22 protein-coding genes are annotated in these 26181 nt (G+C 71.5%); 12 read left to right on the top strand and 10 right to left on the bottom strand.

Features of this window, described 5'->3' with window-relative positions; translation table 11 throughout:
• Positions 1-117: 117 nt before the first annotated feature.
• Together SM447_RS27865 and SM447_RS27860 are read right to left on the bottom strand one after the other, a co-directional pair.
• The gene (locus SM447_RS27865; RefSeq protein ID WP_474575855.1) at positions 118-696 is read right to left on the bottom strand and encodes a Clp protease N-terminal domain-containing protein; all 579 of its coding nucleotides are present in this window, start codon (positions 694-696) and stop codon (positions 118-120) included.
• Positions 696-932: an HTH domain-containing protein gene (locus SM447_RS27860; RefSeq protein ID WP_013732409.1), complete on the bottom strand. Its 237-nt coding sequence runs from the start codon at positions 930-932 to the stop codon at positions 696-698. Before SM447_RS27860 ends, SM447_RS27865 begins: the two co-directional genes overlap by 1 nt.
• 120 nt (positions 933-1052) lie before the next feature.
• Between SM447_RS27860 and SM447_RS27855 the strand changes: the two genes are divergently transcribed.
• The 4 genes from SM447_RS27855 (at position 1053) to SM447_RS27840 (ending at position 6185) form a co-directional block, all read left to right on the top strand.
• Positions 1053-1823: a PP2C family protein-serine/threonine phosphatase gene (locus tag SM447_RS27855; RefSeq protein WP_474575854.1), complete on the top strand. Its 771-nt coding sequence runs from the start codon at positions 1053-1055 to the stop codon at positions 1821-1823.
• A 105-nt stretch (positions 1824-1928) separates the two neighbouring features.
• Positions 1929-2759: a universal stress protein gene (locus tag SM447_RS27850; RefSeq protein WP_474575853.1), complete on the top strand. Its 831-nt coding sequence runs from the start codon at positions 1929-1931 to the stop codon at positions 2757-2759.
• Positions 2760-2877: 118 nt separating this feature from the next.
• Positions 2878-5271 carry a phosphoketolase family protein gene (locus tag SM447_RS27845; RefSeq protein ID WP_474575852.1) on the top strand — a complete coding sequence of 798 codons (2394 nt, stop codon included), beginning with the start codon at positions 2878-2880 and terminating at the stop codon, positions 5269-5271.
• A 14-nt stretch (positions 5272-5285) separates the two neighbouring features.
• Positions 5286-6185 carry a universal stress protein gene (locus SM447_RS27840; RefSeq protein WP_474575851.1) on the top strand — a complete coding sequence of 300 codons (900 nt, stop codon included), beginning with the start codon at positions 5286-5288 and terminating at the stop codon, positions 6183-6185.
• Positions 6186-6207: 22 nt separating this feature from the next.
• Here the strand turns inward: SM447_RS27840 and SM447_RS27835 are convergent, their stop codons facing one another.
• A complete protein-coding gene (locus tag SM447_RS27835) occupies positions 6208-8133 on the bottom strand; it encodes a heavy metal translocating P-type ATPase (RefSeq protein WP_474575850.1) in 1926 nt (641 codons plus the stop codon).
• A gap of 168 nt (positions 8134-8301) precedes the next feature.
• Between SM447_RS27835 and SM447_RS27830 the strand changes: the two genes are divergently transcribed.
• On the top strand, positions 8302-9309 hold the full coding sequence (locus SM447_RS27830) for an Acg family FMN-binding oxidoreductase (RefSeq protein WP_474575849.1): 1008 nt from the start codon (positions 8302-8304) through the stop codon (positions 9307-9309).
• Positions 9310-9498: 189 nt separating this feature from the next.
• A complete protein-coding gene (locus tag SM447_RS27825) occupies positions 9499-11127 on the top strand; it encodes a GAF domain-containing sensor histidine kinase (protein ID WP_474575875.1) in 1629 nt (542 codons plus the stop codon).
• Between the two features lie 62 nt (positions 11128-11189).
• Here SM447_RS27825 and SM447_RS27820 read toward each other — a convergent pair whose 3' ends face one another.
• Positions 11190-11828, bottom strand: coding sequence for a response regulator (locus tag SM447_RS27820; protein ID WP_474575848.1), 639 nt, complete (start codon positions 11826-11828; stop codon positions 11190-11192).
• Between the two features lie 170 nt (positions 11829-11998).
• Between SM447_RS27820 and SM447_RS27815 the strand changes: the two genes are divergently transcribed.
• The gene (locus tag SM447_RS27815; protein WP_474575847.1) at positions 11999-12973 is read left to right on the top strand and encodes an Acg family FMN-binding oxidoreductase; all 975 of its coding nucleotides are present in this window, start codon (positions 11999-12001) and stop codon (positions 12971-12973) included.
• A gap of 173 nt (positions 12974-13146) precedes the next feature.
• On the opposite strand, the gene SM447_RS27810 is transcribed toward SM447_RS27815, so the two are convergent.
• The 4 genes from SM447_RS27810 to SM447_RS27795 all read right to left on the bottom strand — a co-directional run bounded on the left by SM447_RS27810 (position 13147) and on the right by SM447_RS27795 (position 18149).
• Positions 13147-14175: an NAD-dependent epimerase/dehydratase family protein gene (locus SM447_RS27810; RefSeq protein ID WP_474575846.1), complete on the bottom strand. Its 1029-nt coding sequence runs from the start codon at positions 14173-14175 to the stop codon at positions 13147-13149.
• A gap of 276 nt (positions 14176-14451) precedes the next feature.
• On the bottom strand, positions 14452-15465 hold the full coding sequence (locus tag SM447_RS27805) for a LacI family DNA-binding transcriptional regulator (RefSeq protein WP_474575845.1): 1014 nt from the start codon (positions 15463-15465) through the stop codon (positions 14452-14454).
• A gap of 128 nt (positions 15466-15593) precedes the next feature.
• Positions 15594-16631, bottom strand: coding sequence for a LacI family DNA-binding transcriptional regulator (locus SM447_RS27800; RefSeq protein WP_474575844.1), 1038 nt, complete (start codon positions 16629-16631; stop codon positions 15594-15596).
• A gap of 225 nt (positions 16632-16856) precedes the next feature.
• Positions 16857-18149, bottom strand: a complete 1293-nt coding sequence (locus SM447_RS27795; RefSeq protein WP_474575843.1) for an extracellular solute-binding protein — start codon at positions 18147-18149, stop codon at positions 16857-16859.
• Between the two features lie 253 nt (positions 18150-18402).
• Here SM447_RS27795 and SM447_RS27790 point away from each other — a divergent pair, with 253 nt between their 5' ends.
• The 3 genes from SM447_RS27790 to SM447_RS27780 all read left to right on the top strand — a co-directional run bounded on the left by SM447_RS27790 (position 18403) and on the right by SM447_RS27780 (position 22386).
• Entirely contained in the window at positions 18403-20025 is a 1623-nt protein-coding gene (locus tag SM447_RS27790; protein ID WP_474575842.1) for a glycoside hydrolase family 43 protein, read from the top strand.
• A gap of 413 nt (positions 20026-20438) precedes the next feature.
• Entirely contained in the window at positions 20439-21632 is a 1194-nt protein-coding gene (locus tag SM447_RS27785) for an endo-1,4-beta-xylanase (RefSeq protein ID WP_474575841.1), read from the top strand.
• A 94-nt stretch (positions 21633-21726) separates the two neighbouring features.
• Positions 21727-22386: a polysaccharide deacetylase family protein gene (locus SM447_RS27780; protein WP_474575840.1), complete on the top strand. Its 660-nt coding sequence runs from the start codon at positions 21727-21729 to the stop codon at positions 22384-22386.
• 57 nt (positions 22387-22443) lie between these two features.
• On the opposite strand, the gene SM447_RS27775 is transcribed toward SM447_RS27780, so the two are convergent.
• Positions 22444-23487 carry a saccharopine dehydrogenase NADP-binding domain-containing protein gene (locus SM447_RS27775; protein ID WP_474575839.1) on the bottom strand — a complete coding sequence of 348 codons (1044 nt, stop codon included), beginning with the start codon at positions 23485-23487 and terminating at the stop codon, positions 22444-22446.
• A 100-nt stretch (positions 23488-23587) separates the two neighbouring features.
• On the opposite strand from SM447_RS27775, the gene SM447_RS27770 reads away from it, so the two are divergent.
• Positions 23588-24535, top strand: a complete 948-nt coding sequence (locus SM447_RS27770; protein WP_474575838.1) for a helix-turn-helix domain-containing protein — start codon at positions 23588-23590, stop codon at positions 24533-24535.
• Positions 24536-24717: 182 nt separating this feature from the next.
• Here SM447_RS27770 and SM447_RS27765 read toward each other — a convergent pair whose 3' ends face one another.
• Positions 24718-25209 (bottom strand): hypothetical protein, encoded by a 492-nt coding sequence (locus tag SM447_RS27765; RefSeq protein ID WP_474575837.1) that lies wholly within the window; start codon positions 25207-25209, stop codon positions 24718-24720.
• A 547-nt stretch (positions 25210-25756) separates the two neighbouring features.
• On the opposite strand from SM447_RS27765, the gene SM447_RS27760 reads away from it, so the two are divergent.
• A complete protein-coding gene (locus tag SM447_RS27760; protein ID WP_474575836.1) occupies positions 25757-26119 on the top strand; it encodes a hypothetical protein in 363 nt (120 codons plus the stop codon).
• Positions 26120-26181: the final 62 nt, after the last annotated feature.

Below are 26181 nucleotides of genomic sequence, written 5' to 3'. Positions count from 1 at the left end.
CGACCTGTGGGTCGGTTCACCCGCCGGTGCCGCTCGTCGGGGGTTTCGGCCGACGACCGGCGGGGCACGAGCACCCACCCACACTCATGTTCCACCCGCTGGGGGATGCGGGGAGGGTCAGGCGCTGGCGCGGAGGGCTACCTCGATTCGACGACGCACGTCGGCCAGGTCCACACCGGCCTCGCTGAGCACCAGCGCGGCGAGCCCGTTGCCCTCGCGCAGCAGGCCGAGCAGGATGTGCTCGGTGCCGATGTGGCGGTGACGCAGCCGCAGCGCCTCGCGCAGCGACAGTTCCAGCACCTTCTTGGCGCGGGCGGAGAACGGGCCGCCCGCCGACCGTCGCCGCCCCCATCGGCGGCGTGGCGTTGGCGCCGCCTCGCGCAGGGCGTCCGGGCCGAAGGACTCCTCGATCCGGGCGACGATGGCGGCCAGGTCGATGCCGATCTCGCGCAGGGCGGCCGCGTCGGCCTCGCCGAGGCCACTGTCTCCGGTCTCGGTGTGGCGGCGGATCCGCCGACGCAATTCGTCGGCGGTGACGCCCGCGTCGCGGAGCACCCGCACGGCCAGGCTGTCCCCGTCGGCGAGGATGGCGAGCAGGATGTGCTCGGTGCCGATGGGCCGCTGCCCCTCGGCACGCGCCTCGTCGCGCGCCTGCCGCACGACCGCGCGGGCACGGTCGGTGAATCGTTCGAACATCACGCCTCCCAGGAGGATTCGACCGCCGGTCGTCCGGCGTGCTTCTTGTGCACCGCCTGCCGGCTGACCTCGAGTGCGTCGGCGATCTCCTGCCACGACCAGCCCTGACGTCGGGCGTTGTCGACCTGGACCACCTCGAGCCGCTCGAGCAGCCGGCGTAGGGCGCGGACCGCACGCAGGCCGACCCGGGGGTCGGTGCTGCCGGCCGCGGCCGCGAGTTCCGTCGCCTGACTCATGCTGTCAACCTACATTGACGCCATAGGGTTGTCAACCTCGGTTGACACTCTCGTGGTGCTCGCCTTCGCTAGGGTCGTGGCCGCGCGCAGCTCCGCGTCAATCGTCAGGTTGGAGGTCCAGTGAGCCGGGACGCGAGAGACGAGGTACGTCGCTTCACGCTCACCGACCTGAATCTGGAGATGGCCGGCGGCAGCGTGGTCGGCAACCGGTACCGCGACAACTACGACGTACTTCACCTCGATTCCGCGCTCCCATTCGCCGTGGTGGCCGACGGCATGGGCGACGGTGAGGGCAGCCGTCGCGCAGGTGCCGCCGCCGTACCCACGTTCGCCGCGCTGGTCCGCGAGGCGTGGCCCGACGTCGGGGCAGAGCGGTTACGCACCGTTACCCAGGCGGTCCAAGCCTCCGTACTCGAGGCCGGCCGGGGTAGCCCTCAACTGACCGGCTGCACCCTGACCGGTCTGGTCGTCGAGCCGCAGGGTGGGCAGGGCTGGGTGGTCCAGTTGGGTGACTCGCGTGCCTACCGGCTCCGCGACGACCTGCTGGAACTGGTCACCACCGACCACACGGTCGCCTGGCTGGGTCTGCTGCACGGCTGGTACCCGGCCGACTCTCCCGCCGCCGCCCGGGCCCGCTACCAGCTCACCCGCTACGCCGGCCATCCGGCCGCACCGGAGGCCGACCTGTTGGCCGTGACCCTGCGTCCCGGCGACACCTGGCTGCTCTGCACCGACGGGGTGAGCGACCAGGTCAGCTACCACCTGATGCGGGAGGCCCTCACCCAACCCGACCCGGCGGACGCGGTCCGGACCCTGTTGCTCGCCTCACTGGACGCCGGCGGGGCGGACAATGCCAGCGCGGTCGTGCTCCGGGCCCGGCCCGCGCACTGACCGCCCACCCCGAGCTGTCGTCCCGGGCGATCACGCCCCGGGGCCGTACCGGCGCGACTAGCCTCAACAGCAGGCCGAGTGCGACAGCTGCGGGGGTGATGGCGGATGGCCCCAGGCATCGACGCGCCGGTGCTCGTCGGCGTCGGCCCGGAGGACGCTCTGCCGGTGGCCCGGATCGCCGCCCGGGTCGCCGCCGCCCACGGACGCGAGCTGCACCTGCTGCACGCCTTCAACTGGGCCGCCTTCGACGCGCCGGCGGTCTCCAGTTCCCGGGCCGACGCCGAACGGTTGATCGCGGAGGCGACCGCGGCGGCCAACCAGAGCGCGCCGGGCGTGCCGGTCACCGCCGAGATCGCCGAGGGATCGGCCGTGGCGAACCTCGTCCGCCGGTCGGAGGCGTCCTTTCTGGTGGTGGTCGGCGACGGCGGCATGGCCCATTGCGACCGCTGCATCCCGGCCGACAGTCCGGCCGTGCAGGTGGCCGCCCGCGCCGACTGCCCGGTGCTGGTCGCCCGGCGGGAACCGCCGCCGTCCGGCCCGATCCTGGTCGGCCTCGACGGCTCGGCCTCCGCCGAGATCGCGCTGGAGTGGGCGCTCGCCTGCGCCACCCGGCACCAGGCGCGGTTGCTGGCGACGTGGGTGGTCGACTCCGACGGGATCGTCGACGAAGCCACCGAGCGCCTCAATGAGCTGGTCTCCCGTCACCGGACCGGTCATCCCGACGCCGCCGTGGAGTGTCACGTCATCGAGGGCGAACCCGGTGACGTGCTGGTCGACCAGTCCCGCTCGGCGCAGCTGGTGGTGGTCGCCGCGCGGGGCGAGGAGCCGTGGCGCGGCATGCTCGGCGCGGTCAGCCAGTCACTGCTCTACCACGCCCCGGCCCCGGTGATCGTGGTGCGCGGGGTGACCGGCGGTCCGGACAGTGACGGGTCGTGACACCCGGGCCGGCGGGACCAACGGCCCTGATCCAGAATCGCCGATTCGGCGAAGCTGACAGAGGAAACCCGCGCGTTGCGGATGCAGGATTCACCGACCCGCGAGAGGCTCAAGCAGTATGGACACCGCCGTAGACCTGCAAAGCACCCTGACCGATGACGAACTGCGCCGACTCGACGCCTACTGGCGGGCGGCGAACTACCTCACCGTGGGGCAGATCTACCTGCTGGACAATCCCCTGTTGCGCGAACCGCTGGCCCCCGAGCACGTCAAGCCCCGCCTGCTCGGGCACTGGGGCACCTCCCCCGGGCTGAACCTGATCTACGCGCACCTGAACCGGGCCATCGTGGCCCGGGACCTCAGCGCCATCTACATCACCGGGCCCGGGCACGGCGGTCCGGCGCTGGTGGCGAACACCTGGCTCGAAGGCACCTACAGCGAGCTCTATCACGACATCGGCCGCGACGAGGCCGGCATGGCCCGGCTGTTCCGCCAGTTCTCCTTCCCCGGCGGCATCCCCAGCCATGTCGCGGCGGAGGTGCCGGGCTCGATCCACGAGGGCGGCGAACTGGGGTACGCGCTCAGCCACGCGTACGGTGCCGCCTTCGACAACCCCGACCTGCTCGTCGCCTGCGTGATCGGAGACGGCGAGGCGGAGACCGGTCCCCTGGCCGGCAGCTGGCTGTCCAACGTGTTCCTCAACCCCGCCCGGGACGGGGCGGTGCTGCCCATCCTGCACCTCAACGGATACAAGATCGCCAACCCGACCGTGCTGGACCGCATCCCCGAGTCCGACCTGCTCGACCTGATGCGGGGCCAGGGCTACCAGCCGTACGTGGTGGCCGGCGACGATCCGGCCGTGGTGCACCAGACCCTGGCGGCCACCCTGGACCGGGCCCTCGACGAGATCGCCGAGATCCAGCGCCACGCCCGCTCCGGCGCGACCGTCGAACGTCCACGCTGGCCGATGATCGTCCTGCGTACCCCGAAGGGCTGGACCGGGCCACGCGATGTGGACGGCAAGCGGGTCGAGGGCACCTACCGTGCCCACCAGGTGCCGCTGTCCCAGGTGCGGAGCAACCCGGAGCACCTGGCCGAGCTGGAGCGGTGGCTGCGCAGCTACCGGCCGCAGGAGCTGTTCGACGCCACCGGCGCGCCCGTCGCCGAGCTGGCCGACCTCCCGCCCAAGGGAGCGCGGCGGATGAGTGCCAACCCCGTCGCCAACGGCGGCTCGGTGCTGCGCGATCTGGTCCTGCCCGAGTTCCGCGACTACGCCGTCGAGGTGCCTCGACCCGGCGAAACGGTCACCAGCGCCACCGGCGAACTCGGCAAGTGGGTCCGGGACGTGATCGCCGCGAATCCGCAGACGTTCCGGCTGTTCGGCCCGGACGAGGTCGCCTCCAACCGGCTCCAGGCCGCCTTCGAGGTCACCGACCGGGCCTGGGTCGCCGGCACGGTCGACGGCGACGAGCATCTCTCCCCCGACGGGCGGGTGATGGAAGTCCTCTCCGAGCACCTGTGCCAGGGCTGGCTGGAGGGCTACCTGCTCACCGGCCGGCACGGCATCTTCACCAGCTACGAGGCGTTCATCCACATCGTCGACTCGATGGTCAACCAGCACGCCAAGTGGCTGAAGGTCACCCGCGGCATCCCCTGGCGGCAGCCGGTCGCCTCGCTGAACTACCTGCTCTCCAGCCACGTCTGGCGGCAGGACCACAACGGCTTCTCCCACCAGGATCCGGGCTTCATCGACCATGTGATGAACAAGAAGGCCGAGGTCGTACGGGTCTACCTGCCGCCGGACGCCAACACGCTGCTCTCCACCATGGACCACTGCCTGCGCAGTCGGCACTACATCAACGTGGTGGTGGCCGGCAAGCAGCCCGCGCCCAGCTGGCTCACCATGGACGAGGCCATCGCGCACTGCCGGCGCGGGGTAGGCATCTGGGACTGGGCCAGCACCGACGACGGCAGCGAGCCGGACGTCGTCCTGGCCTGCGCCGGCGACGTGCCGACGCTGGAGACCCTGGCCGCGGCCGACCTGCTGCACCAGCACCTGCCCGAACTGAAGGTCCGGGTGATCAACGTCGTCGACCTGATGCGCCTCCAGCCGGCCTCCGAGCACCCGCACGGCCTGCCGGACTCGGAGTTCGACACGCTGTTCACCCAGGACAAGCCGATCATCTTCGCGTACCACGGCTACCCGTGGCTGATCCACCGGCTCACCTACCGCCGCACCAACCACGACAACCTCCACGTGCGCGGATACAAGGAGGAGGGCACCACCACCACGCCGTTCGACATGGTGATGCTCAACGACCTGGACCGCTTCCACCTGGTGATCGACGTGATCGATCGGGTACCGGGGTTGGCCGCCCGCGCCGCGCACCTGCGGCAGGAGATGACCGACGCGCGCCAGTCGGCCCGCGACTACACCCGCCGGTTCGGCGAGGACGACCCCCGGGTGGCCGAGTGGCGCTGGGTCCGCGAGACCGACCCGACCAACCGGTGAAGGGGGTACCTGTCATGAGCGAGCGCAGCACCACGCCGTCGAGTGGCGCGGAGATCCTGGTCGGCTACGACGGCTCGCCGGACGCCGCGGCGGCCCTGGAGTGGGCGCTGGATCAGGCCCGCCGCGACGGTCGGCCGGTCCGGTTGGCGTACGTCTTCGAGTGGTTGACCGTGGCCGGTTGGGTCGGGCCGGGCGTGACGCCCGGGATGTGGCCCGACGAGCAGGCCCGCCGCCAGGTCGAGGAACTGGTCGGCAAGGCGGCGGCGGACGCCGCCGCCGCCCACCCCGGCCTGGACGTACGCGGTGAGGTGCTCGACGGCCCACCCGCCCTGATGCTGGAGGAGGCTTCGGCGCAGGCCGGCCTGCTGGTACTGGGCAGCCGCGGGCACGGCGGCTTCGCCGGGCTGCTCGCCGGTTCGACCGCCGTCAGCGTCACCGCGCACGCGCACTGTCCCGTGGTGGTGGTCCGCCACCGGTCCGCCGAGGGGGCCCGGGCCGGGCACGTCGCGGTCGGCGTCGACGGCTCCGAGCAGTCGCTGCTGGCCCTCGGCTTCGCCTTCGAACAGGCCGCACTGCGTCGGGTGCCGCTGCACGTGGTGCGGGCCTGGCAGCCCCGACGCGACCAGTGGAGCCTGATCGGCGATCAGGCCCGCGACGCGGCGGGCGCCGAGCACGCGGCGGAGCTGGACGAGGCGCTGCGCCGCTGGCGGGACACCTTCACCGACGTCGAGGTGACCGTCGAGACGGCCGCCGCCGCACCGGCCGGCCTGCTCATCGACGCCAGCCGCAACGCGCAGCTGATCGTCGTCGGCACCCGGGGGCGCGGCGGGCTACGGGGAATGCTGCTCGGCTCGGTCAGCCAGCAGCTCCTCCAGCACGCCCACTGCCCGGTGGCGGTGGTCCGGGAACGCTGAGGCACGCGCGGGCCGGCCGGTGTCAGGCCGGCCCGCGCGGCCCACCGCCGAGTGCGCGCAGCGCGTTGAGGATCACCAGCACGTCGATGCCCTCCTGAAGGAACGCGCCCACCACGGGCGGCAGTCGACCGGCCGCCGCGAACCCCATCGCCACGACCGCCAGCCCCATCCCCACCGTGGCGCTCCGCACGGCGATCCGACGGGCGTACCGGGCCACCTCGACGGCGTCGGCGAGCGGGTCGAGGCGGTCGACGCTCAGCACGGCGTCGGCGACGTCGGCCGAGGCGGTGGCTCCGGTGGCGCCCATCGCCACGCCGACGTTCGCCTCCGCCAGCGCCGGGGCGTCGTTCACCCCGTCGCCGACCATCACGGTCACCGCCCGGTCCGCCTCGGCCCGTACCCGGCTCACCTTCTCCTGCGGGGTGCAGCGGGCCAGCACGTCGTCGACGCCCACTGCGGTGGCGACCCGCCGGGCATCCTCCGGCCGGTCCCCGGTGACCATCACGATCCGGGTCAGCCCGGCGGCACGCAGCCGCTCCACGGTCCGCCGGGCGTCAGGGCGTACCGGGTCCTCCAGCAGGACCGCGCCGAGCGGCCCGGCCTCGTCGGCCACCCAGACCAGCGAGTGTCCCGCCGGGCCGGCCCGACGGCGGGTCGACTCGGCCCACTCGGGCAACTCCGCGGTGAGTTGCCCGACCCGGACCCGCCGGCCGTTCACCCGTCCGCTCACCCCCCGACCCGGCTCCTCGATCACCTCCTCCGGGGTGACGAGGCGCAGACCACGCTCCCCGGCGGTCCGCACCAGCGCCGCCGCCAGCACGTGCGGGGACAGCTGCTCCACCGATGCGGCCAACCGCAGCACCTCGTCGGGGTCGCCGCCCGGAGCCGCGACGGTGTCGGCGACCCGGGGACGGCCGGCGGTGAGCGTGCCGGTCTTGTCGACCAGCAGGGTGCGGGCCCGACCCAGGACCTCCAGGGAACCGCCGTCACGCACCAGTACCCCGCGCCGGGCCACCCGCGACAGCCCGGAGACGATGGCGATCGGGGTGGCCAGCAGCAACGGGCACGGTGTCGCCACCACCAGCACCGCCACTGCCCGGAGGAACTCGCCGGAGAGCACCCAGGCCACCCCGGCCAGCACGAGCGTGAACGGTACGAAGGCAGCGGCGTACCGGTCGGCCAGCCGCACCGTCGGCGCCTTGTGAGCGGTCGCCTCCTCGGCCAGCCGGACGATCCCGGCGTACGTGCTGCGTTCCGCGCTCTCGGTCGCCCGCAGGCCGAACGCCGCCCCGGCGTTGACCACGCCGCTGGCCACCGGCGCCCCGGCCGCCCGCTCCACGAGCCGGGACTCCCCGGTCACCACCGACTCGTCCAACGTCACGGCGGTCTCGGTGAAACCGTCGACGGCGACCACGTCACCCGGGCCGACCAGCAACCGGTCGCCGACCGCCACCCGGTCCACCGGCACGACCTCGATCCCACCGTCGGCGGTGCGCCGCCGCGCGGTACGTGGTGCCCGCTCCAGCAGTGCCCGCAGATCACGGGTCGCCCGGCGCTGCGCGTACGCCTCCAGGGTCCGGCCGGTGGCGAGCATCACCGCGACCACCGCGCCGGCCAGGTACTCGCCGACCACCAGCGCTCCGCCCAGTGCCAGCACCGCGATCACGTCCACGCCGAAGCGCCGCCGCCACAGCTCGCGCAGCACCGACCCGGCTGCCGGCAGCAGCGCGACCAGGGTGGCCACCGCCCACACGGCATCGGCCGCACCCGACCGCCCGGCCAGTCGTACCGCCGCACCGGCCAGCACCAGCAACGTGAGTCCGGTCAGCGGGAGCCACAGCCACCAGCCCCGGCGTCGCGGACCGGACCCACCAGGCTCGGGCCGCGCCGGCTGCTCCGGCAGGCATTCGTCCGCGCCTCGGTCACCGGCCGGCCGCTGCTCTCCCACCTGCGGATGGTCCCAGCCGGCAGGCTCCCGTGTCGGGCGGTCCGGCCAGAACGCGGCTCACCGGTGCGGGTCGTGCGGGCCGTTGGACGATGGCGCAGGATGAACCGGACCGCACCCACAGCCGTACCGAGGTGCGGCACCATGGGCAGAGACGGAAAGGTCGTGAGGATGAGCCACCAGACGCCGGCTACCCACCGCCCGTTGACCACCGCTCTCGCGGAGGCCGCCGCGATGGCCGGTCACGCGCCGTCGGTGCACAACAGCCAGCCGTGGCGCTGGCGGGTGCTGCCCGACGCGCTGGAGTTGCGGGTGGTGCGCGACAGCCAGTTGGTCGCCACCGACCCCCAGGGCGAGCTGGTCACGCTCAGTTGCGGAGCGGCGCTGCACCACGCCCGGCTGGCGCTGGCCGCCGAGGGCTGGGCGGCGACGGTCCAGCGGATGCCCGACCCCGACGACCCCGACCTGCTCGCCCGGCTGGCCGAGCCACGCGCCACCGGCGCCGACCCGGACGCGATGCGGTCGGTGCAGTGCATGCAGGTGCGGCACACCGACCGGCGACCGGTCAGCGACGAGCCGGTCGCGGACGACTCGTTGAGCGCCATCGCGTCCGCCGCCAGCCGGGAGGGCGCCCAGCTGGAGATCCTCGACCGCGACCAGGTGCTGCAACTGGCGGCCTCCGCCTCGCACGCCGCCACCGTCGAGGCGGACGACTCCCGGTTCCGCGAGGAACTGGAGTACTGGACGAGCCGTACGGGCGGCACCGGGCTCACCCCGGAGGTGCTGCCGGAGCAGCCCGCGCAGACCACCGTGCCGGGCCGGGACTTCGGCCGCCCGGGCACCCTGCCGGTCGGGCCCGGGCACGACCAGTCGGCGTCCTACGGGGTGCTCTACGGCGACGAGGACGAGCCGGTCGACTGGCTACGCGCCGGTGAGGCGCTGTCGGCCGCCTGGCTGGCCGCCACCCGGCTCGGTGTCTCGATGGTGCCGCTCAGCGGCGTGGTGGAGGTGCCGGCCACCCGGCAGACCCTGCGCCGGGTGCTCTCCGGGCTCGGTCACCCGTACCTGGTCCTGCGCCTGGGCGTCGCCGACCCGGCCCACGCCGGCCCGCCGCACACCCCGCGGCTGCCCCGCGAGCAGGTGGTGGACACCTCGGCGGTGTCCGGCAACGCCGGGTAACCGACGTTCGGTGACGCCGAGTGGCCGGCGTTCGGTAGCGAAGGGTGGCGGGCGTCGGGCGTTTTCCCGCCGCCCGTCGCCGGTTAGCATCGCCGGGTGACCGTCGGTGCACCGAACCCCCGGCACGAGCCACCGTCGCTCGGCCTCAGCCCGCTGTCCCGAGTCCGCCTGGACGAGCTGCTCCAGGAGATGCTCGACCGCGTCGGCGAGGTGGTGACCAGCCGGGAACGGCTCCGGGCGCTGCTCGACGCGGTCGTCGGCATCGGCACCGACCTGGATCTGCGCAGCACCCTGCGACGCATCGTGCAGTCGGCCTGCGACCTGGCCGGTGCCCGTTACGGCGCGCTCGGGGTCATCGGTCCCGACCGGACGCTGCACGACTTCATCACCCACGGCATCTCCCCCGAACTGCACGCGAAGATCGGTGACCTGCCGCACGGCCGCGGCGTGCTCGGCCTGCTGATCGACGATCCGAAGCCGCTGCGGATGCCGGACATCACGCAGCATCCGAACTCCTACGGCTTCCCGCCGAACCATCCGCCGATGCACACCTTCCTGGGCGTGCCGGTTCGCATCCGCGACCAGGTCTTCGGCAACCTCTACCTCGCCGAGAAGCAGGGCGGCGCCGAGTTCACCGAGGACGACGAGGAGATCGTCGTGGCGCTCGCGGCGGCGGCCGGCGTGGCGATCGAGAACGCCCGGCTGTACGCGCTTGCCCACCGGCGGGAACGCTGGCTCTCGGCGACCGCCGAGATCACCTCGCTGCTGCTCGGTGAGGTGCGCCGCACCGACGCGCTGACCCTGGTGGCGCGCCGCGCCCGGGAGGTCGCCGAGGCCGAGCTGGCCCTCGTACTGCTCTACGACGCGGATGCGGACCACTTCACGGTGGAGGTCGTCGACGGTGCCGGTGCCCAGGCCCGCGCTCTGGTCGGCACGGTCCTGCCGGCGGCGGACACCAGTTTCTCCGGCCCGGTGGCACAGGGCCGGCACGACTCGGTGGAGGATCTCGCCCATGCCGCCCCCTGGCCGGCGGTGCTGCACACCGGGCCGGCGGTGATCTCCCCGTTGGCCACCGCCGACACTCTCCACGGGGTGCTGGTGATCGCGCACACCGTCGACCACGGCGGTGCCACCGACGACGACGTGACGCTGCTGGGCAGTTTCGCTGGCCAGGCCGCGTTGGCCATGGAACGCGCCCGCGGCCAGGAGGAACGCGAGCAGTTGGTGGTCCTGGAGGACCGTGAGCGGATCGCCCGGGACCTGCACGACGTGGTGATCCAGCGGCTGTTCGCCACCGGCCTGCAACTACAGAGCGCGGTGCCGCTGACGGCGCGGCCGGAGGTGGCCAAGCGCATCAACGCCGCCGTCGACGACCTGGACACCACCATCAAGGACATCCGCCGCACGATCTTCGAGCTGCGCACCCCGATGAGCGCGGCGTTGCGTACCGAGATCCGCGAGGCGGTGGAGGCCGCCGCGGAGTCGCTGGGGTTCCGGCCGAGGCTGGAGCTGACCGGGCCGATCGACAGCGCCGTGCCGGACGAGGTCCGCCCCGATCTCACCGCCGTGCTCCGCGAGGCGCTGTCCAACGCGGTACGCCACGCCGAGGCCACCGCCGTGTCGGTGGCGATACTCGTCAACGCCGCCCGGGTCACCGTCACCGTCACCGACAACGGCGTGGGATGCGACCCGGCCGCCGCCCGGGGCGGGCTGGTGAACCTGCGCGAGCGCGCCGAGCGGCACGGGGGCACCTTCGAGGTACGCCGTGCCGAGCCGCAGGGCACCGAGCTGTTCTGGTCGGTGCCGCTGCGCGACTGAGCCCGCGCTGCGCCGCACCCGCCGGTCCGGTGCACGGCTGAGCTGCTCCGGTCGGTCCCGCCTCAGTGGGTCTTGCCGAGCAGGCGGGTGGCCAGCACCGCGGCCTGGGTACGTCGCTCCAGGCCGAGCTTGGCCAGCACGCTGGAGACGTAGTTCTTCACCGTCTTCTCGGCCAGGAACATCTTGCTGGCGATCTCCCGGTTGGTCAGCCCTTCGGCGACGTACTCCAGGATCCGCCGTTCCTGCTCGGTGAGGGACTGCAACTCGCGGGGCTGCTCCACGCCACTGCGGATGCGCTCCAGCACCCGGGTGGTGATCGCCGGGTCGAGCAGCGACTGGCCGGACGCCACCCGGCGTACCGCGTCGACGAGGTCGGTGCCGCGGATCTGCTTGAGCACGTACCCGGAGGCACCGGCCATGATCGCCGCGAACAACGCCTCGTCGTCCTCGTACGAGGTGAGGATCAACCCCTTGATCGAGGAGTCCACGGCCCGTACGTCCCGGCACACGTCGATGCCGTTGCCGTCGGGCAGCCGGGCGTCGAGGATCGCCACGTCGGGCCGCAGCGCCGGAATTCGGCGGGCCGCCTCCTGGGCGGAGCCGGACTCGCCGACCACCTCGATGTCGCCACTGGCACTCAGCAGGTCGGCAAGACCACGACGGACGACCTCGTGGTCGTCAAGCAGGAACACCCGGATCATCCCACCTTTCTACCCGCTTCCACCCACCCCCGACACGGGCCAAAGGTCCCCTCTCCCCATCCCGACCCGGGCCGGGGCGTCCTGGGGGTTCGGGACGTGTGGCCCTGCTCGACGGGGGTGTGCGGGGCGCACCGTGGGGATGTACCAGGCGAGCGCGAGGGGGCACGACCATGGAAACCGGCTACACAGTCGAGCAGCTGCGGGCCGCCGCGACCGACGCGGTCCGTGCGCCGTCCCTGCACAACATCCAGCCGTGGCGGTTCCGGCTGCGTGACGGCGGGATCGAAGTGCTGATCGATCCGGCCCGCCGACTGCCCGCCACCGACCCGAGCGGCTGGGGTGCCCGGGTCGCCGGTGGGGCGGCGCTGTTCAACCTGCGCCTGGCCCTGGCCGTGGCCGGCACCCCGGCGAGCGTGCGGCTACGCCCGTACCCGGCGGAACCGGACGTGCTGGCCCGGCTGGTGCCGGACCTGCCACGTCGGCCCACCCCCGCCGAGCAGGACCTGTACGCGGCCATTCCACGCCGATTCAGCAACCGTGCACCGTTCTGGCCCGACCCGGTCCCGGCGGACTCCCGCTGGCGGCTGGGTGAGGCCGCCCGTGCCGAACACTGCTGGCTGGAGCTGCTGATCGGGGTGAGCGCCGTCAACGCGTTCGCCGAGATCGCCAACGGGGCGCACCGGGTCCTCGAACGCGACCCCGGCTACCGGGCGGAGCGTGCGGCGTGGGTACGCGCCGGGCACGCGCCCGACGGCGTTCCCGTCGCGGCGGGCGGCCCCCTGGCCGAGCCCCAGGACCTGCTCCCGTCGCGCGGCTTCGGCGGCATCCAGCGGGCGCCCGGGCGTGACTTCGAGCCGGAGCCGCTCGTGGCGGTGCTCGGCTCCGCCGGCAACACCGCCATCGATCAGGTGGTCGCCGGCCAGGCCCTGCAGCGGGTGCTGCTCAGCGCCACCGACGCCGGGTTGTCCGCCTCGATGCTGTCTCAGCCGATCGAGGTGCCCTCGGCCCGGGAGCAGCTCCGGTTGTCGCTGGGGCGGTTCGGCACGCCGCAGATGGTGATGCGGATCGGGTACGGACAGCCGGGCCGGCCCACCCCGCGCCGCCCGGTGGACGAGGTGCTGGACCTGCCGGTGCATCTGGCGTAGAGCTTGTCTCGAAGTCCTTGGTCGCGCCGAGGCGGTGTCCAGGCGGCGGCCGACACGGCGAGGCGAACCGCTGCCTCCGGTCGCGGCAGGCTGGTCCGGACCGGCAGGCGGCTCCGGGCCCACCGGCCGACACCAGGCAGGCCGGCGACTGCCGGCGGTCACCGCCCGGCCCGTCACCGCGAGGGTGCCGGAGCGGTGTGGTCGAGGGCGAGCGCGCCGAGCAGGTCGGCCTCCCGGGCCGGGTCGAGACCGACCGACGCCCGCGCCGGCCGGCCGGCGCGGGCCGGCACCGAACCCACCTGGCGCAGCCACGTCCAGGTGTCGGCGACGGTCTCGGCCACCGGTCGACAGGTGAGCCCGTCGCCGTACGCACGGGTGACGTCCATCTGCTGCATCCACCGGTACGCGTGCCCGGGCGGGATCCAGACCGGCAGCTCGTTCCACGGCTCCACGCCCGCGGCGAGCAGCTGCTCCGGCTCCGCCCAGCGCAGCCGGACGTCGGCGCCGGTCGCCGTGGCGCAGGCGCCGAGCAGCTCACCCATGGTGCTGTGCCCGGGGCGGCTCACCACGTTGACCGCTCCGCCCCGGCCGGAGACCGCGGCGTCCAGCAGGAAGATCGCCAGGTCCCGGACGTCGACGTACTGCACCGGCAGGTCGACCGGCCCGGGGGCGAGCACGTCGCCGCCACGGGCGACGCGGTTCAGCCACCACGGCAGCCGGCCGATGTCCTCACCGGGGCCGAGGATCAGCCCGGCGCGGGCGAGCAGCACCCGGTCGCCGAGGACCGCGCGGACGGCCCGCTCGGCGCCCGCCTTGAGCGTCGGGTAGTCGCCGTCGACGGCGTCCGGGGCGGCGTCGACAAGCGGCGCCTGCTCGGTCACCCCGGCCGGCACCGGCTGGGCGTAGACCGAGCCACTGGAGACGTAGACGTAGTGGCCGACCCGGTCGGCCAGCATCCGCGCCGCCGCCCGGGCGGCCCTGGGCGCGCCGTCCCAGGTGTCGACGACGAGATCCCACTCCCCCTCGGCGAGTGCGGCCAGCCCGTCGACGGCCGTACGGTCACCCACCAGCTGCCGTACGCCAGCCGGGGGCGCCCCGTGCCGCCCCCGGTTGAACACCGTCACCGCCCAGCCCCGGTGGATCGCCTCGGCTACCACCGCCCCGCCCACGAATCCCGTTCCGCCCAGCATGAGGAGTCTCATGGCAGACACCATGCCCCCTGCCGGCGGCCCTGGGACGGCCCGTTCACCGTCAGCGGATCTGCCCACGGCAGAAGCCGGGCGATGAGCTGCGGACGCCTGCCGGAAGACAGAAGCCGTGTCCGGCGGACGGCGTGGGCGTCCGCCGGACACGGCCGGGCGGTGCCGCGGGCACGGCGGGCACCACCAGCCAGCTCCTTCAAGGAAGGACGGCGAGTCAATCGTCGGTCCCGCCGGACGGGCACGTCAACAACTTCCGGAAAATTATCGAGACACAACCTAGGCGGGGGCGGCGCTGTCCCGGATGACCAGTTCGGTGGCGAGCTCCACCCGCGGGCTCTCCACCTTCTCGCCCCTGGCCAGCCGCAACACCGTACGCGCCGCCAGCATCCCCATCTCGGCCAAGGGCTGCCGCACCGTGGTCAACGGCGGCGACGACCACCGCACCTCCGGCAGATCGTCGAAGCCCACCACGCTGATGTCGTCCGGTACCCGCAGGCCCCGTTGCCGCACCGCCTCGTACACACCCAACGCCATCTGGTCACTCGACGCGAAGATCGCCGTCGGCGGCTCGGTCAACCCCAGCAACCGCACCCCGCCCGAGAAGCCCGCCTCGTGATAGAAGTCGCCCGGGCACACCAGTTCCTCGGCGAAGGACAACCCGGCGGCCTCCAGGGCGGCCCGGTAGCCGTCCATCCGCGCCCGACTGCACATCAACTGCGGCGGCCCGGCGATGAATCCGATCCGCCGGTGCCCCAGCCCGATCAGATACTCGGTCGCCCGCAGACCTCCGGCCCAGTTGGTGGCACCGATCGTCGGCGCCTCTCGGGCGGGCAGGCCGTCCGCGTCGACGATCACCACGGGGATGTTCAGTCGACGGAGCTCGGCCTGCAGGGGCGGCTCGACCATCGAGGTCACGAAGATCACGCCTTCGGTGCCCCGCCGGCGCATGCCGTCGAGCCACTGCTCGGCGGAGGAGGTCTGGCGGTGGATGGCCGACACCACGGTGCCCACGCCCACGGCGTGGGCGACGTCCTCCACGCCCCGAATGATCTCCACCGCCCACGGGCTGTCCAGATCGTTGAAGACCAGGTCCACCAACCCCGAACTGGCCCGCATACTCGGCGGCCGACGCCGGTAACCATGCCGCGTCAGCAACTCCTCCACCCGCTCACGGGTTTGCGGAGCCACATCCGAACGACCATTGATCACCCGGGAAACCGTCGGCACCGACACTCCCGCCAGGTCCGCTATCGCGGAAATTGTTATCTTCCGGGTGTCTCTGGCAACCACGACACTCTCCACCCAACCGGTACGGCGACAGCCCGCACCGTCCCCCGGGGCGGCCGGGGCGGGCAACCGACCGCCTGCCCACACCCTAGTGCCGGAAATTTCACTCGACTATCGGTAGTTGGCGCAGCTCACTCCGACGACGCCCGGTCGACCCGCGGTGTGGCCGCACTGTCCCGAATGACCAGTTCGGTGGCGAGCTCCACCCGCGGGCTCTCCACCTTCTCGCCCCTGGCCAGCCGCAACACCGTACGCGCCGCCAGCATCCCCATCTCGGCCAAGGGCTGCCGCACCGTGGTCAACGGCGGCGAACACCACCGCACCTCCGGCAGATCGTCGAAGCCCACCACGCTGATGTCGTCCGGCATGCGCAGGCCCCGTTGCCGCACCGCCTCGTACACACCCAACGCCATCTGGTCACTCGACGCGAAGATCGCCGTCGGCGGCTCGGTCAACCCCAGCAACCGCACCCCACCGGAGAAGCCCGCCTCGTGGTAGAAGTTCCCCGCCTGGATCAACCGGTCGTCGATGGGGATACCGGCGGCCTCCAGGGCGGCCCGGTAGCCGTCCATCCGCGCCCGACTGCACATCAACTGCGGCGGCCCGGCGATGAACCCGATCCGCCGGTGCCCCAGCCCGATCAGATACTCCGTCGCCCGTAGGCTGCCCGCCCAGTTGGTGGCACCGATCGTCGGCGCGTCCTGGGCGGGGACACCGGCCGGATCGACGATCACGGCCGGTATGTTGAGCCGGCGCAACTCGGCCTGCTGGGGCGGTTCGAGGGTGGAGGTCACGAAGATGACCCCCTCGGTCGACCGGGTCCGGATGTTGTCCAGCCACTGCTTGGCCGAGGAGGAGCGCCGGTGGATGGCCGACACCACGGTGCCCACCCCCGCGGCGTGGGCGACGTCCTCCACGCCCCGAATGATCTCCACCGCCCACGGGCTGTCCAGATCGTTGAAGACCAGGTCCACCAACCCCGAACTGGCCCGCATACTCGGCGGCCGACGCCGGTAACCATGCCGCGTCAGCAACTCCTCCACCCGCTCACGGGTCTGCGGAGCCACATCCGAACGACCATTGATCACCCGGGAAACCGTCGGCACCGACACTCCCGCCAGTCGGGCGATGGCCGCGATGGTCACTGTCCGGTTGTCGTTGGCAGCCATGCGCCCTCCCTTTCTCGCTCATCCCTTGACGCTGCCGGCGACAGCGCCGACGAGCAGACGTTCACCGACGGCATGGCGCCAGAGCGCCAGGACCGGCGGCAACACGACGTAGGCCGGAGCCCGGGCGGCGTCAGCGTACTGCTGACCAGCACGATCGGGCTGTCGACAGCCGGCAGCCGCCGCGCTCGCGCGGCGTCCGGGTTCCGGCTGCCCGACATCTGCCCGTTACTGCTTCTTCGCGACCCTGGTGATGTCCTTGACGATCTGCTCCGGCCCCTTGGTGCCGGCGATCAGGGCGGCCACACTCTCGTTGACCTGCTTGCCCACCGCCGGCGGGTACGCCTGGTCGAGGTAGAGCTGGAAGCCGGTCGCGATGCCCAGGTTGGCGGCCACGACCTGGTTGTTCAGGTCCTTGATCCCGCCGGCTGCGGCCTGGTTGGTGGGCAGCACCGCTCCGGTCTGTGCGGCCCGCCGCTGGTTTCTGGCCTGCAGCAACGTGCGCAGGAAGTCGACCGTGGAGGCGGGGGCGTCGCGGCCGACCACGAAGCCGTTGCCGCCGCCGAAGGCGTCCGTCAGCGCCCCCTGGCCGCCCTCGACGGCCGGGAAGGGGAAGAAGGCGAGCCGGTCACCGAGGCCACGCTTGCTGGTCGAGGAGGACGCCTGCACCGACGGCGCCCACTGGCCCATCAGCTCCATGGCGGCGTCCTCGTTGCCCATCGTCGCGGCCTGCCCGGTCTCGGACCCGTACTCCGCGCGCAGGAAGCCCTTCTGGAACGGCTGCATGTCGACCAGATCCCGGAGGCGCTCACCGGCGGCGACGAAGACCGGGGTGTCGAAGTTGCGGTCCTCGGCCGCGCGTTGCATCGCCTCGATTCCGCCGATCCGCATCGCCAGGTACGCCCAGTAGTAGTGCCCGGGCCACTTGTCCTTGCCGGCGAGCGCGATCGGGGCGATGCCGACGGCCTTGAGCTTGGTCACCGCCTCCAGCAGCTTGCCCCAGGTGTTCGGCGGCGTCTCGATGCCGGCCTTGGCGAAGTGGTCCCGGTTGTACCAGAAGCCGACCATGCCGATGTCGAACGGGATGCCGTAGATCTTGTCGTCCACGGTGTAGGGCTGCAGCGAGGCGGGCAGCAACTGCCCGATCCAACCCTGGACCTCGCTGGTGATGTCCTTGACGAGGCCGGCTTCGACCTGCTGCCGCAGCGCGCCACCACCCCATGACTGGAACAGGTCCGGCGGCCTCGCCGCCTCGATCGCGCCGTTCAGCTTGGTCTTGAAGTCCTCGACCTCCAGCGGATGAACCTCGACCGTGACGTTGGTGTGCGCGTTCTCGTAATTACGTGCCATGTCAGCCCAGACGCCGAGCATCGGCTCCGCGTCCTGGACGTGCCACCATCTGATCGTCTGCGGGCTCCCGGAGGCGCCGCTGTCCCCATCCCCACAGGCACCGAGCAGGAGCGCGCCGGCACCCGCGCCGGCCAGCCCCAGCAGCGACCGGCGGGAGATGTGCGATGTCATGGTTCATCCCTTCGAGAGGCGTAGGTGCAACGGAGGGAGCACCACCGCGATCGGCGGCGGCCATGGAAAGCGGGATCGCAAGTTTCGCTTCGATACCGATATTTTCGATGTGATGGCCGGCACGTTACGACGGCCTTGCGCCGCCGGTCAAGGGGGTGTCGCGAGCGGACGTCAGCCGATACCGTGAGCGCAATCTTGGCACTTCCGGAGTATTTCCGGGAAACATCGGGATCGTGACCCGAAGGAGTCGAACATGTCGACCGAGATCGCAGACGTGGCCCTGGCCCGGTCGATCCGCAACCCCGTACTCACCGGTTTCCACCCGGACCCGTCGATCCTGCGGGTCGACGACGACTACTACCTGGCCACCTCGACCTTCGAGTGGTACCCCGGGGTACGGGTGCACCACTCGAAGGACCTCGTCCACTGGCGGGAGCTGGGCGGGATCATCACCGAACGACGCCTGCTCGACCTGCGCGGTTGCGGTGACTCGAACGGGATCTGGGCACCGGACCTCACCTACCACGACGGACTGTTCCACCTCGTCTACAGCGATGTCGCCAGCTTCGCCAGCGGCTACTGGGACGCACAGAACTTCCTCACCACCGCGCCGACCATCACGGGACCGTGGTCGGACCCGGTACGACTGCACTCGCACGGCTTCGACGCCGCACTCTTCCACGATGACGACGGCACCTCCTGGCTGCTGGCGATGAGCGCTGACTGGCGGCCGGGGCGTGACCGCTTCGGTGGCATCGAGATTCAGCAGTATGACCCGGCCCGACGGCAACTGGTCGGCCGACCCCGGATCATCTTCACCGGCACCGAGGCCGGTCTGACCGAAGGACCGCACATCTACCGTCACGACGGCTGGTACTGGCTGGTCACCGCCGAGGGCGGTACCAGTTGGGAACACCAGGTGACGGTCGCCCGGTCCCGGGACCTCTTCGGACCGTACGAGGTGGACCCGGCGGGACCGCTGCTCACCTCGCTCGGCCGGCCGGAACTCACCCTGCAGAAGGCCGGCCACGGCAGCCTGGTCCGCACCCAGCGTGGCGAGTGGTACCTCGCCCACCTGGTGGCCCGCCCCTACACCCCGCTCGGCAACTGCGTTCTCGGGCGGGAGACCGCGTTGCAGAAGGTCGACTGGTCGCCGGGGACCTGGCCCAGCATCGCCGGTGGCGTTCCGGCCGACGAGATCCCCGCACCCGACCTGCCGGCCCATCCGTGGCCCGACGAGCCGGTGACCGATCACTTCGACGGCCCGAAACTGGACGCCCGCTGGTCGACGTTGCGCCGACCGGCGACGGACGACTGGATCGACCTGTGCTCCCGCCCGTCGCACCTGCGGGTGCACGGCGGCCAGTCACCCGTCGGCAAGCAGACGCCGAGCCTGGTGGCGCGGCCGGTGGGGGCGGTCCGCTGCTCCCTGGAGACCGTCGTCGAGTTCGACCCGGGTGACCACCGGCACCTGGCCGGCATCACCGGCTACTACAACACCGAGAACTGGCACCACCTGTACCTCACCCGCGCCGACGACGGACGATCCGTGCTGGAGCTGCTCAGCTGCGACGGTGGACACCGCACCGCCTATCCCCAGCTCACCGTCGACACCGGTGGTCGCCTCCGGGTGGGCCTTCGGGTCACCTTCGACGGCCCGGCGCTGCGCTTCGCCTACGACCTGGGCGAAGGCTGGCAGCAGCTACCGGTGGAGCTGGACGCCACCATCCTCTCCGACGAGCACGCGGCCCGGATCATCGACGGCGAGCCGGCCGCGTGGGGCTTCACCGGCGCCCTGCTCGGCCTCTGGGTGCAGGACATCGGCGGCGACGGCCGCTACGCCGACTTCGACCACGCCACCTATCTCGAACACTGACCGACGGCGGGCGAGTCGCCCGCCGTCCCCACCCGCTGCCGGCGGGCCCTGAACCCGGGCCGGCTCGACCCGTCACGGAACCCGCGGGACGAGCCGGCCCGGCCACACCCACGACCGTTGCGGAGGGTCGGCCGACGCTCACCGTACGGTGCCCGGATCCGAAAGTTTCCGGTTGGAAACCAGAGGTTCCAGCAGTGCACAGGGCCCACTTCCGGAAGTTTTCGCGGTTGACGGGGGGCATCGATGGCCCTAACGTTTCGACCAAGTTACCGATCGACATCCCGAAAATCTCGGCGCCACCGCGACCACCCGACGCGTCCGGCCGGCGCCGGTCACCGCTTCCAACTGCTCAGCCCCGGACCGACCCTGCACTTCATGATCGACATGTGTCGATGATACCGAGAGGAACGCAGATGAAGTTGAGACGGTGGATGACCGTCGGCGCGGTCGCCGTTCTGACCGCGGCGGCTCTCAACTCGGTGCCGGCCACCGCCGGCAAGCCATACGACCCGACCAAGCAGACCCTGGGTGCCCTCGGCCTGCGCCACGGCCTGCAGATCGGCACCGCGGTCAGCCTGGACGCGCTCAACGACAGCAGCGACCCGCAGTACCGCAAGATCACCGCGTCCGAGTTCGTCTCGGTGACCGCGGAGAACGCCATGAAGTGGGAGAGCCTCGAACCGACCCGCGGCACCTACAACTGGGGCCCGGCCGACCAGCTCGTCGACTTCGCGAAGCGGAACCGGCAGAGCGTGCGCGGCCACGTGCTCGTCTGGCACAACCAGCTGCCGCAGTGGTTGACCGACGGGGTCGCCGACGGCTCCATCAGCAAGCAGGAGCTCCGCGAACTGCTGCGCAAGCACATCACCACGGTGGTCAAGCGCTACAAGGGCAAGGTCTGGCAGTGGGACGTCGTCAACGAGGCGGTCAGCGACCCGTGGGACAACCCGCCGACCCTGCACTACAAGGGCTTCTGGGCGGAGAACCTCGGCCCCGGCTACCTCGCCGACGCGTTCCGCTGGGCGCGTGCCGCCGACCCCAAGGCGCTGCTGTTCTACAACGACTACAACATCGAGGCGTTCGGCTCCGGTAACCCCGCCGACGACAAGACCCAGTTCGTCTACGACATGGTCAAGCGCCTGCGCGCACAGGGCGTACCGATCGACGGCGTCGGCTCCCAGGGCCACCTCGGCACCCAGTACGGCAACTACAACACCTTCCAGGTCATCGACGCGCTGAAGAAGTTCACCGCCCTCGGGGTGGCGACCGCGTTCACCGAGGTCGACGTGCGCAGCCAGATGACCGAAGCCGTCCAGGCCGGCAACTCCGAGGAGATCAACCCCAGGTTGCAGGCGTCGGCCGCCAACCACAGCGTCCTCATGAAGGCCTGCCTGGCCGTCCGCAGCTGCCTCTCGTACACCGTCTGGGGCTTCAGCGACAAGCACTCCTGGGTGCCGGGCTGGTTCAGCGACCCGCCCGAGGGCCTGGCCACCATCTACGACGAGAACTACCAGCCCAAGCTGGCCTACCACGAGATCAAGGCCGACCTGATCCTCGCCGGCCCACCGTACGTGCTGCCCCGCATCACCCAGAAGCCCCGCCGCTGACGCTCGTCACGGCGGGCGGACCAGCCATCCACCACCAGCGGGCCGTGCGGGGCGCTCAGCGCCCCGCACGGCCCACCAGCGGAAGGTCCGAACGATGTCGTCCACCACGCAGCCCCTGCGTCTCCCGCGTGCCGCTTCCGGTACCGACATCGGGCCACCGCCCGCACGCCCCGCCGAGGTGATCGGCACCGAGCGGGCCGTGTGTCTCACCTTCGACGACGGACCGCACCCGGTGCACACCCCGCGACTGCTCGACGTCCTGGCCGCCCACCAGGTCCGGGCGGTCTTCTTCCTTCAGGGTGACCGCGTCATCGAGCACCCCGAGCTGGTCCGCCGGATCGTCGCGGCCGGACACGCGCTCGGCAACCACAGCATGCACCACGACGACATGGGCTCCTGGACCGCCGGCCGGATCGCCTCCGACCTGCTGGAGACCAACGCGGTGATCCGGCACGCGGTCCCGCACGTCCGGGTTCCCTACTTCCGGGCACCGTACGGTGCCTGGGGTCAGACCCCCACCGTCTCGACGGCCCTCGGCATGCGGCCGATGGGCTGGCGACTCGCCGTGACGGACTGGGAGCCGCCCGGCACCGACGAACTGCTGCGACGCCTCATCGAGGGTGTCGCACCGGGCGCGGTGGTGCTGCTGCACGACGGCGGTGGCGACCGCAGCCAGACCGTCGACGCCGTCGACCGCGCCATTCCCGCACTGCACGCCGACGGTTGGCGCTTCGCGCTCCCGACCGCCCGTTGACCTTCCCGCTTGACCCCGGCCACGCTGCCCTGGTCCGACCTCGGGCAGCGCCACGGGTCAGCCGCGCTTGTCGACCGGAACGTGCAGCGAGAGGTGCGGGGTCAGGGCGTCGAGGAAGTCCGGCGCGTCGAAGGCCGCGCCCGCGGAGGCGACGCCGGTGGTCCTGGTCCGGCCGGTGAGGATGCGGTCGACGGCCTCCACCGCGAGCGGCGCGCTGACCGCGTAGATGTCCTGACCGGACGCCACCAGACGCCGTTGGACACCGCCGGAGCGCACCACGACGTCAACGACGAAGGTCTGCGCGGATCGGCCGCGCTCGTCGACCGGGGCTGGCGCCGAGTCGTCCGGAGCGGACAGGTCGGCAGCGGCCGTGGCAGTCATATAGGTGCGGATCCGCGGGACGGTCAGGTGGCTGGGGACGGTGACGACATCGGCCATGGTGAACTCTCCGATGACCCGCTGGGGGCCGAGCGGGGGCGGGAAGGGCCACTCCAGGGTCGGCAGCGCCTCGTCGTGGTACTCCAGTCGTCCGCCGGTGTAACGGACCCGGCGGTCACCTCGACGCTGCGCCGACACCACGCCCGAGGCCCGGGTTCCGGCGGTGGGACGCCAACTGCTCAGACCGTAGGCGACGTGCGCCTCGTCCGCTGCCGTCCAGTCGCCCATCGCGGTGGTGACCAGCAGATCGCCGAGGCCGCCGAAGAAGGCCATCGCCGGGACCACCGCGATGCCCGCGGCCCGGGCACGCTCCGCGAAGTGGCGGAACGTGTCCAGGTTCGCCTCGATCTCCGCCGCCACGTCGACGTACGGGATGCGGGCACGCAGCGCCGCCTCGACCAGCGGGGCGGCCGTCGCCGCGAACGGCCCGGCGCAGTTGATCACGGCGGTCGCGCCGCGCAGCGCGCGGTCGAGGGAGGCCGGATCATCGGCCGACGCCGGCCGCGCGTCCAGCCCTGGCCGGGTCTGCGCCAACGCCAGCAGCCTGTCCAGATCCCGGCCCAGCAGCAGCGGCACGTACCCGCGCTCGCCCAACTCCGCGACCACGAACCGGCCGGTGTGCCCGTAGGCGCCGAACACGGCCACGTTCCGACCCGACCCCATGCCTGCCTCCGATGTTCGAAGTGATCTCTGGAAGAGACTCTGGCGGGGCCGACGCGGCGACGCGAGTGTCTGGAACGACACGACCCATACAATTCCCGACATGAGCATTGCCCCGCACTCCGTGGCGATCGCCGCCACCGACGGAATGCTGCACTTCGAACTGGCGCTGGCCTACGAGGTCTTCGGCTCCGCTCCGGACGCCGTGCCCGGCCCCTGGTACGACGCCAGGGTGTACGGCACCCGCCCCGTCCACGTCGGCCGGTTCCTGCTGGAGCCGGACCACGGCCTCGACCAGCTGGTGCACGCCGACACCGTGATCGTCCCCGCCCTGGCGGACGTCGACGCGGACCCTCCCACTGACCTGGTCGAGGCGGTGCGTACGGCCCACCGGTCGGGTGCGCGGGTGGTCTCCCTCTGCACGGGTGTGTTCGTGCTCGCGGCCGCCGGCCTACTGGACGGACTGCGCGCGACCACGCACTGGGCCCACACCACCGAACTGGCCGAGCGTCATCCCCGGGTGACGGTCGACCCGGACGTGCTCTACGTCGACAACGGCCGGGTGCTCACCTCCGCGGGCAAGGCCGCGGCCATGGACCTGTGCCTGCATCTGATCCGCCGCGACCATGGCTCGGCGATCGCCAACGTGGTCGCCCGCCGCCTGGTGGTGCCACCCCACCGGGCCGGCGGTCAGGCCCAGTTCGTCAGCACACCGGTACCCACCCAGGACGACCATCCACTGGCCGATCTGCTCCCCTGGGTCATGCACCGACTGGACCAGCCGCTCACCGTCGAGGATCTGGCCCGCCGGGCGAATCTGAGCTCCCGCCAGCTCGCCCGCCACTTTCGTTCGATCACCGGCACCACTCCGTTGCAGTGGTTGCTGACCCAGCGCATCCGCCGCGCCCAGGAACTGCTGGAGAGCACGGACGACAGCATCGACGCCATCGCCACGGCGGCGGGCATGGGCACGGCGACAACCCTGCGCCGCCACTTCCACCGCACGATCGGCGTACCGCCGGACACCTACCGCCGTACCTTCCGAAGGTGAGCCGCGGCCACGCACGTCACCCGCGCCCGAACCGCGTCCGCACAGCCGGGGCACCGCGCGAAGGATGGTGGAACTCGTGGAGGCCCTTGCACACCCCTGTTGGGAGGCAAAGCGTCTGCTCGGCATGGCCAAAAAGTGGGCGTCACGGGACGAAAGCCTCCGATAGAACCGGCAGAATTGCCTCAGGCGGCGGGGACCAACTGCTCCAAGTTCCGCCAGTCCTTGGCCGCCCAGTCCATCAACTGGCGCACACGCTCCTTGCCCTCGTTGATCACAACGTCGATGAAGCACTCACACTTCGTAAGCTCCCGTTCGTTGAACATGCACACCACGATGCCCGCGATCTGCATACCTCTCGACACCGCTACGAGCTGCTGATCCCAGGGCAGCGGTATCCGCTTGGCGATCTCTTTGCCGAAGACCCTGACCACGCAGGGCGTGCTGAGCCACTCCAGCAGAAAGCCCACCAGATCGCCGATCCGATCATGAAGCCAGTCCTTGCCGTCCAGGGCGGCACGGGCGAGACGAGCAAGTCCCTTGCAGTTCCGCCCTGACCAGTCGACCGTCAGCCGGTCCCAAGCATTGTCGCCCGCGTACCTGGCCGCCTGAGCTGCGGCGGCATTGACCGCTCCGACCGCCAACGTCGCCTCGAAGTAGTCGACTGCTTCGGCCACCAGGGCGTCCCGCGCTGCGGGTGAGAGCCTGCGACGTGGCCGAGCCGACGCCCTGGCTGGACGCGGCGGACTTGCCGCTCGTCGAGTTCGCGCCGGTGAACTCGGCTTGGCCTTCTTGGGAGACTGCTTGGCGTACTCGGACAGGCGCTTGCCCGGCGGCACTTCCGGTCGACCGACATGCTGCGGACACCGCTGACCGACGCGGCCGACCCGCCGCTGACAGGCACGCCCGTCCTCGTCACGCGGACCCCGGCATTTGATCTTTTGCTTGCGCGGCCTCTGAGCCATAGCCGAACGTAAACTGGCCAACACGCAGCATGACAGCCGCCGATCATGTCGGATCTAGGACATGGCGCACGCCGCGATCCCCGGTGGTTCAGTTTGCACACAACCCTGCAAGGCGCACCTGATCCAGGGGCTTGCGAACCCGGACTGGGAGGTGCGGCGACTACTCGACATTGCGGAAGATTGGGATAAAGCCAACCAATAGAGTATACTTTTCTCAGAAATGTTAAAGATAGACCGCATACCCGAAGAGCGTTCTTCGATGCAGCGCGCCGAGCGCCCCGTGCGCCGGATTCGATCTACTCTCTTCTGTGTGAAAACAAGGACCGCACTCGCATCGTGGCTACCAGCCCTGCTTGTGGGTTTTGTGGTGGTGGTGATCGCCTACATCCCACTGAAAGGGCGCGAAGACTCGCTCGCACTCTCCATGGCCGCCGGGGCCGCTGCAGCCTATACAGTCCTTACCTATCTCTTAGCGCGGCGGGCAACCGATCAAACAGCGACGTTGGCGCAACAGCTCGACGTACAGAGACTGGCGCTCGATGAGACCCGCAGGCAGTTTGAGACCCAGATGAAGCTGACCACCAAATCAGTGAGCGTTTTCCAACTGGGTTTGCGTTGGTAGAGGGTGGGTTCGGGTGCCCCGCTGGTGGGTCGGGTTGAGGCTCCCGATAGGACAGCGATCGA

The sequence above is a fragment of the Micromonospora aridisoli genome (assembly GCF_056150025.1).
This window is presented reverse-complemented; position numbering and strand designations above follow the sequence as displayed.

What these genes read in the sequence shown, in the direction of transcription:
- SM447_RS27865 (WP_474575855.1), bottom strand. Translation starts at nt 696, where the DNA reads ATGTTCGAACGATTCACCGACCGTGCCCGCGCGGTCGTGCGGCAGGCG.
- SM447_RS27860 (WP_013732409.1), bottom strand. Translation starts at nt 932, where the DNA reads ATGAGTCAGGCGACGGAACTCGCGGCCGCGGCCGGCAGCACCGACCCC.
- SM447_RS27850 (WP_474575853.1), top strand. Translation starts at nt 1,929, where the DNA reads ATGGCCCCAGGCATCGACGCGCCGGTGCTCGTCGGCGTCGGCCCGGAG.
- SM447_RS27845 (WP_474575852.1), top strand. Translation starts at nt 2,878, where the DNA reads ATGGACACCGCCGTAGACCTGCAAAGCACCCTGACCGATGACGAACTG.
- SM447_RS27840 (WP_474575851.1), top strand. Translation starts at nt 5,286, where the DNA reads ATGAGCGAGCGCAGCACCACGCCGTCGAGTGGCGCGGAGATCCTGGTC.
- SM447_RS27830 (WP_474575849.1), top strand. Translation starts at nt 8,302, where the DNA reads ATGAGCCACCAGACGCCGGCTACCCACCGCCCGTTGACCACCGCTCTC.
- SM447_RS27825 (WP_474575875.1), top strand. Translation starts at nt 9,499, where the DNA reads ATGCTCGACCGCGTCGGCGAGGTGGTGACCAGCCGGGAACGGCTCCGG.
- SM447_RS27820 (WP_474575848.1), bottom strand. Translation starts at nt 11,828, where the DNA reads ATGATCCGGGTGTTCCTGCTTGACGACCACGAGGTCGTCCGTCGTGGT.
- SM447_RS27815 (WP_474575847.1), top strand. Translation starts at nt 11,999, where the DNA reads ATGGAAACCGGCTACACAGTCGAGCAGCTGCGGGCCGCCGCGACCGAC.
- SM447_RS27810 (WP_474575846.1), bottom strand. Translation starts at nt 14,175, where the DNA reads ATGAGACTCCTCATGCTGGGCGGAACGGGATTCGTGGGCGGGGCGGTG.
- SM447_RS27800 (WP_474575844.1), bottom strand. Translation starts at nt 16,631, where the DNA reads ATGGCTGCCAACGACAACCGGACAGTGACCATCGCGGCCATCGCCCGA.
- SM447_RS27795 (WP_474575843.1), bottom strand. Translation starts at nt 18,149, where the DNA reads ATGACATCGCACATCTCCCGCCGGTCGCTGCTGGGGCTGGCCGGCGCG.
- SM447_RS27790 (WP_474575842.1), top strand. Translation starts at nt 18,403, where the DNA reads ATGTCGACCGAGATCGCAGACGTGGCCCTGGCCCGGTCGATCCGCAAC.
- SM447_RS27785 (WP_474575841.1), top strand. Translation starts at nt 20,439, where the DNA reads ATGAAGTTGAGACGGTGGATGACCGTCGGCGCGGTCGCCGTTCTGACC.
- SM447_RS27780 (WP_474575840.1), top strand. Translation starts at nt 21,727, where the DNA reads ATGTCGTCCACCACGCAGCCCCTGCGTCTCCCGCGTGCCGCTTCCGGT.
- SM447_RS27775 (WP_474575839.1), bottom strand. Translation starts at nt 23,487, where the DNA reads ATGGGGTCGGGTCGGAACGTGGCCGTGTTCGGCGCCTACGGGCACACC.
- SM447_RS27770 (WP_474575838.1), top strand. Translation starts at nt 23,588, where the DNA reads ATGAGCATTGCCCCGCACTCCGTGGCGATCGCCGCCACCGACGGAATG.
- SM447_RS27760 (WP_474575836.1), top strand. Translation starts at nt 25,757, where the DNA reads ATGCAGCGCGCCGAGCGCCCCGTGCGCCGGATTCGATCTACTCTCTTC.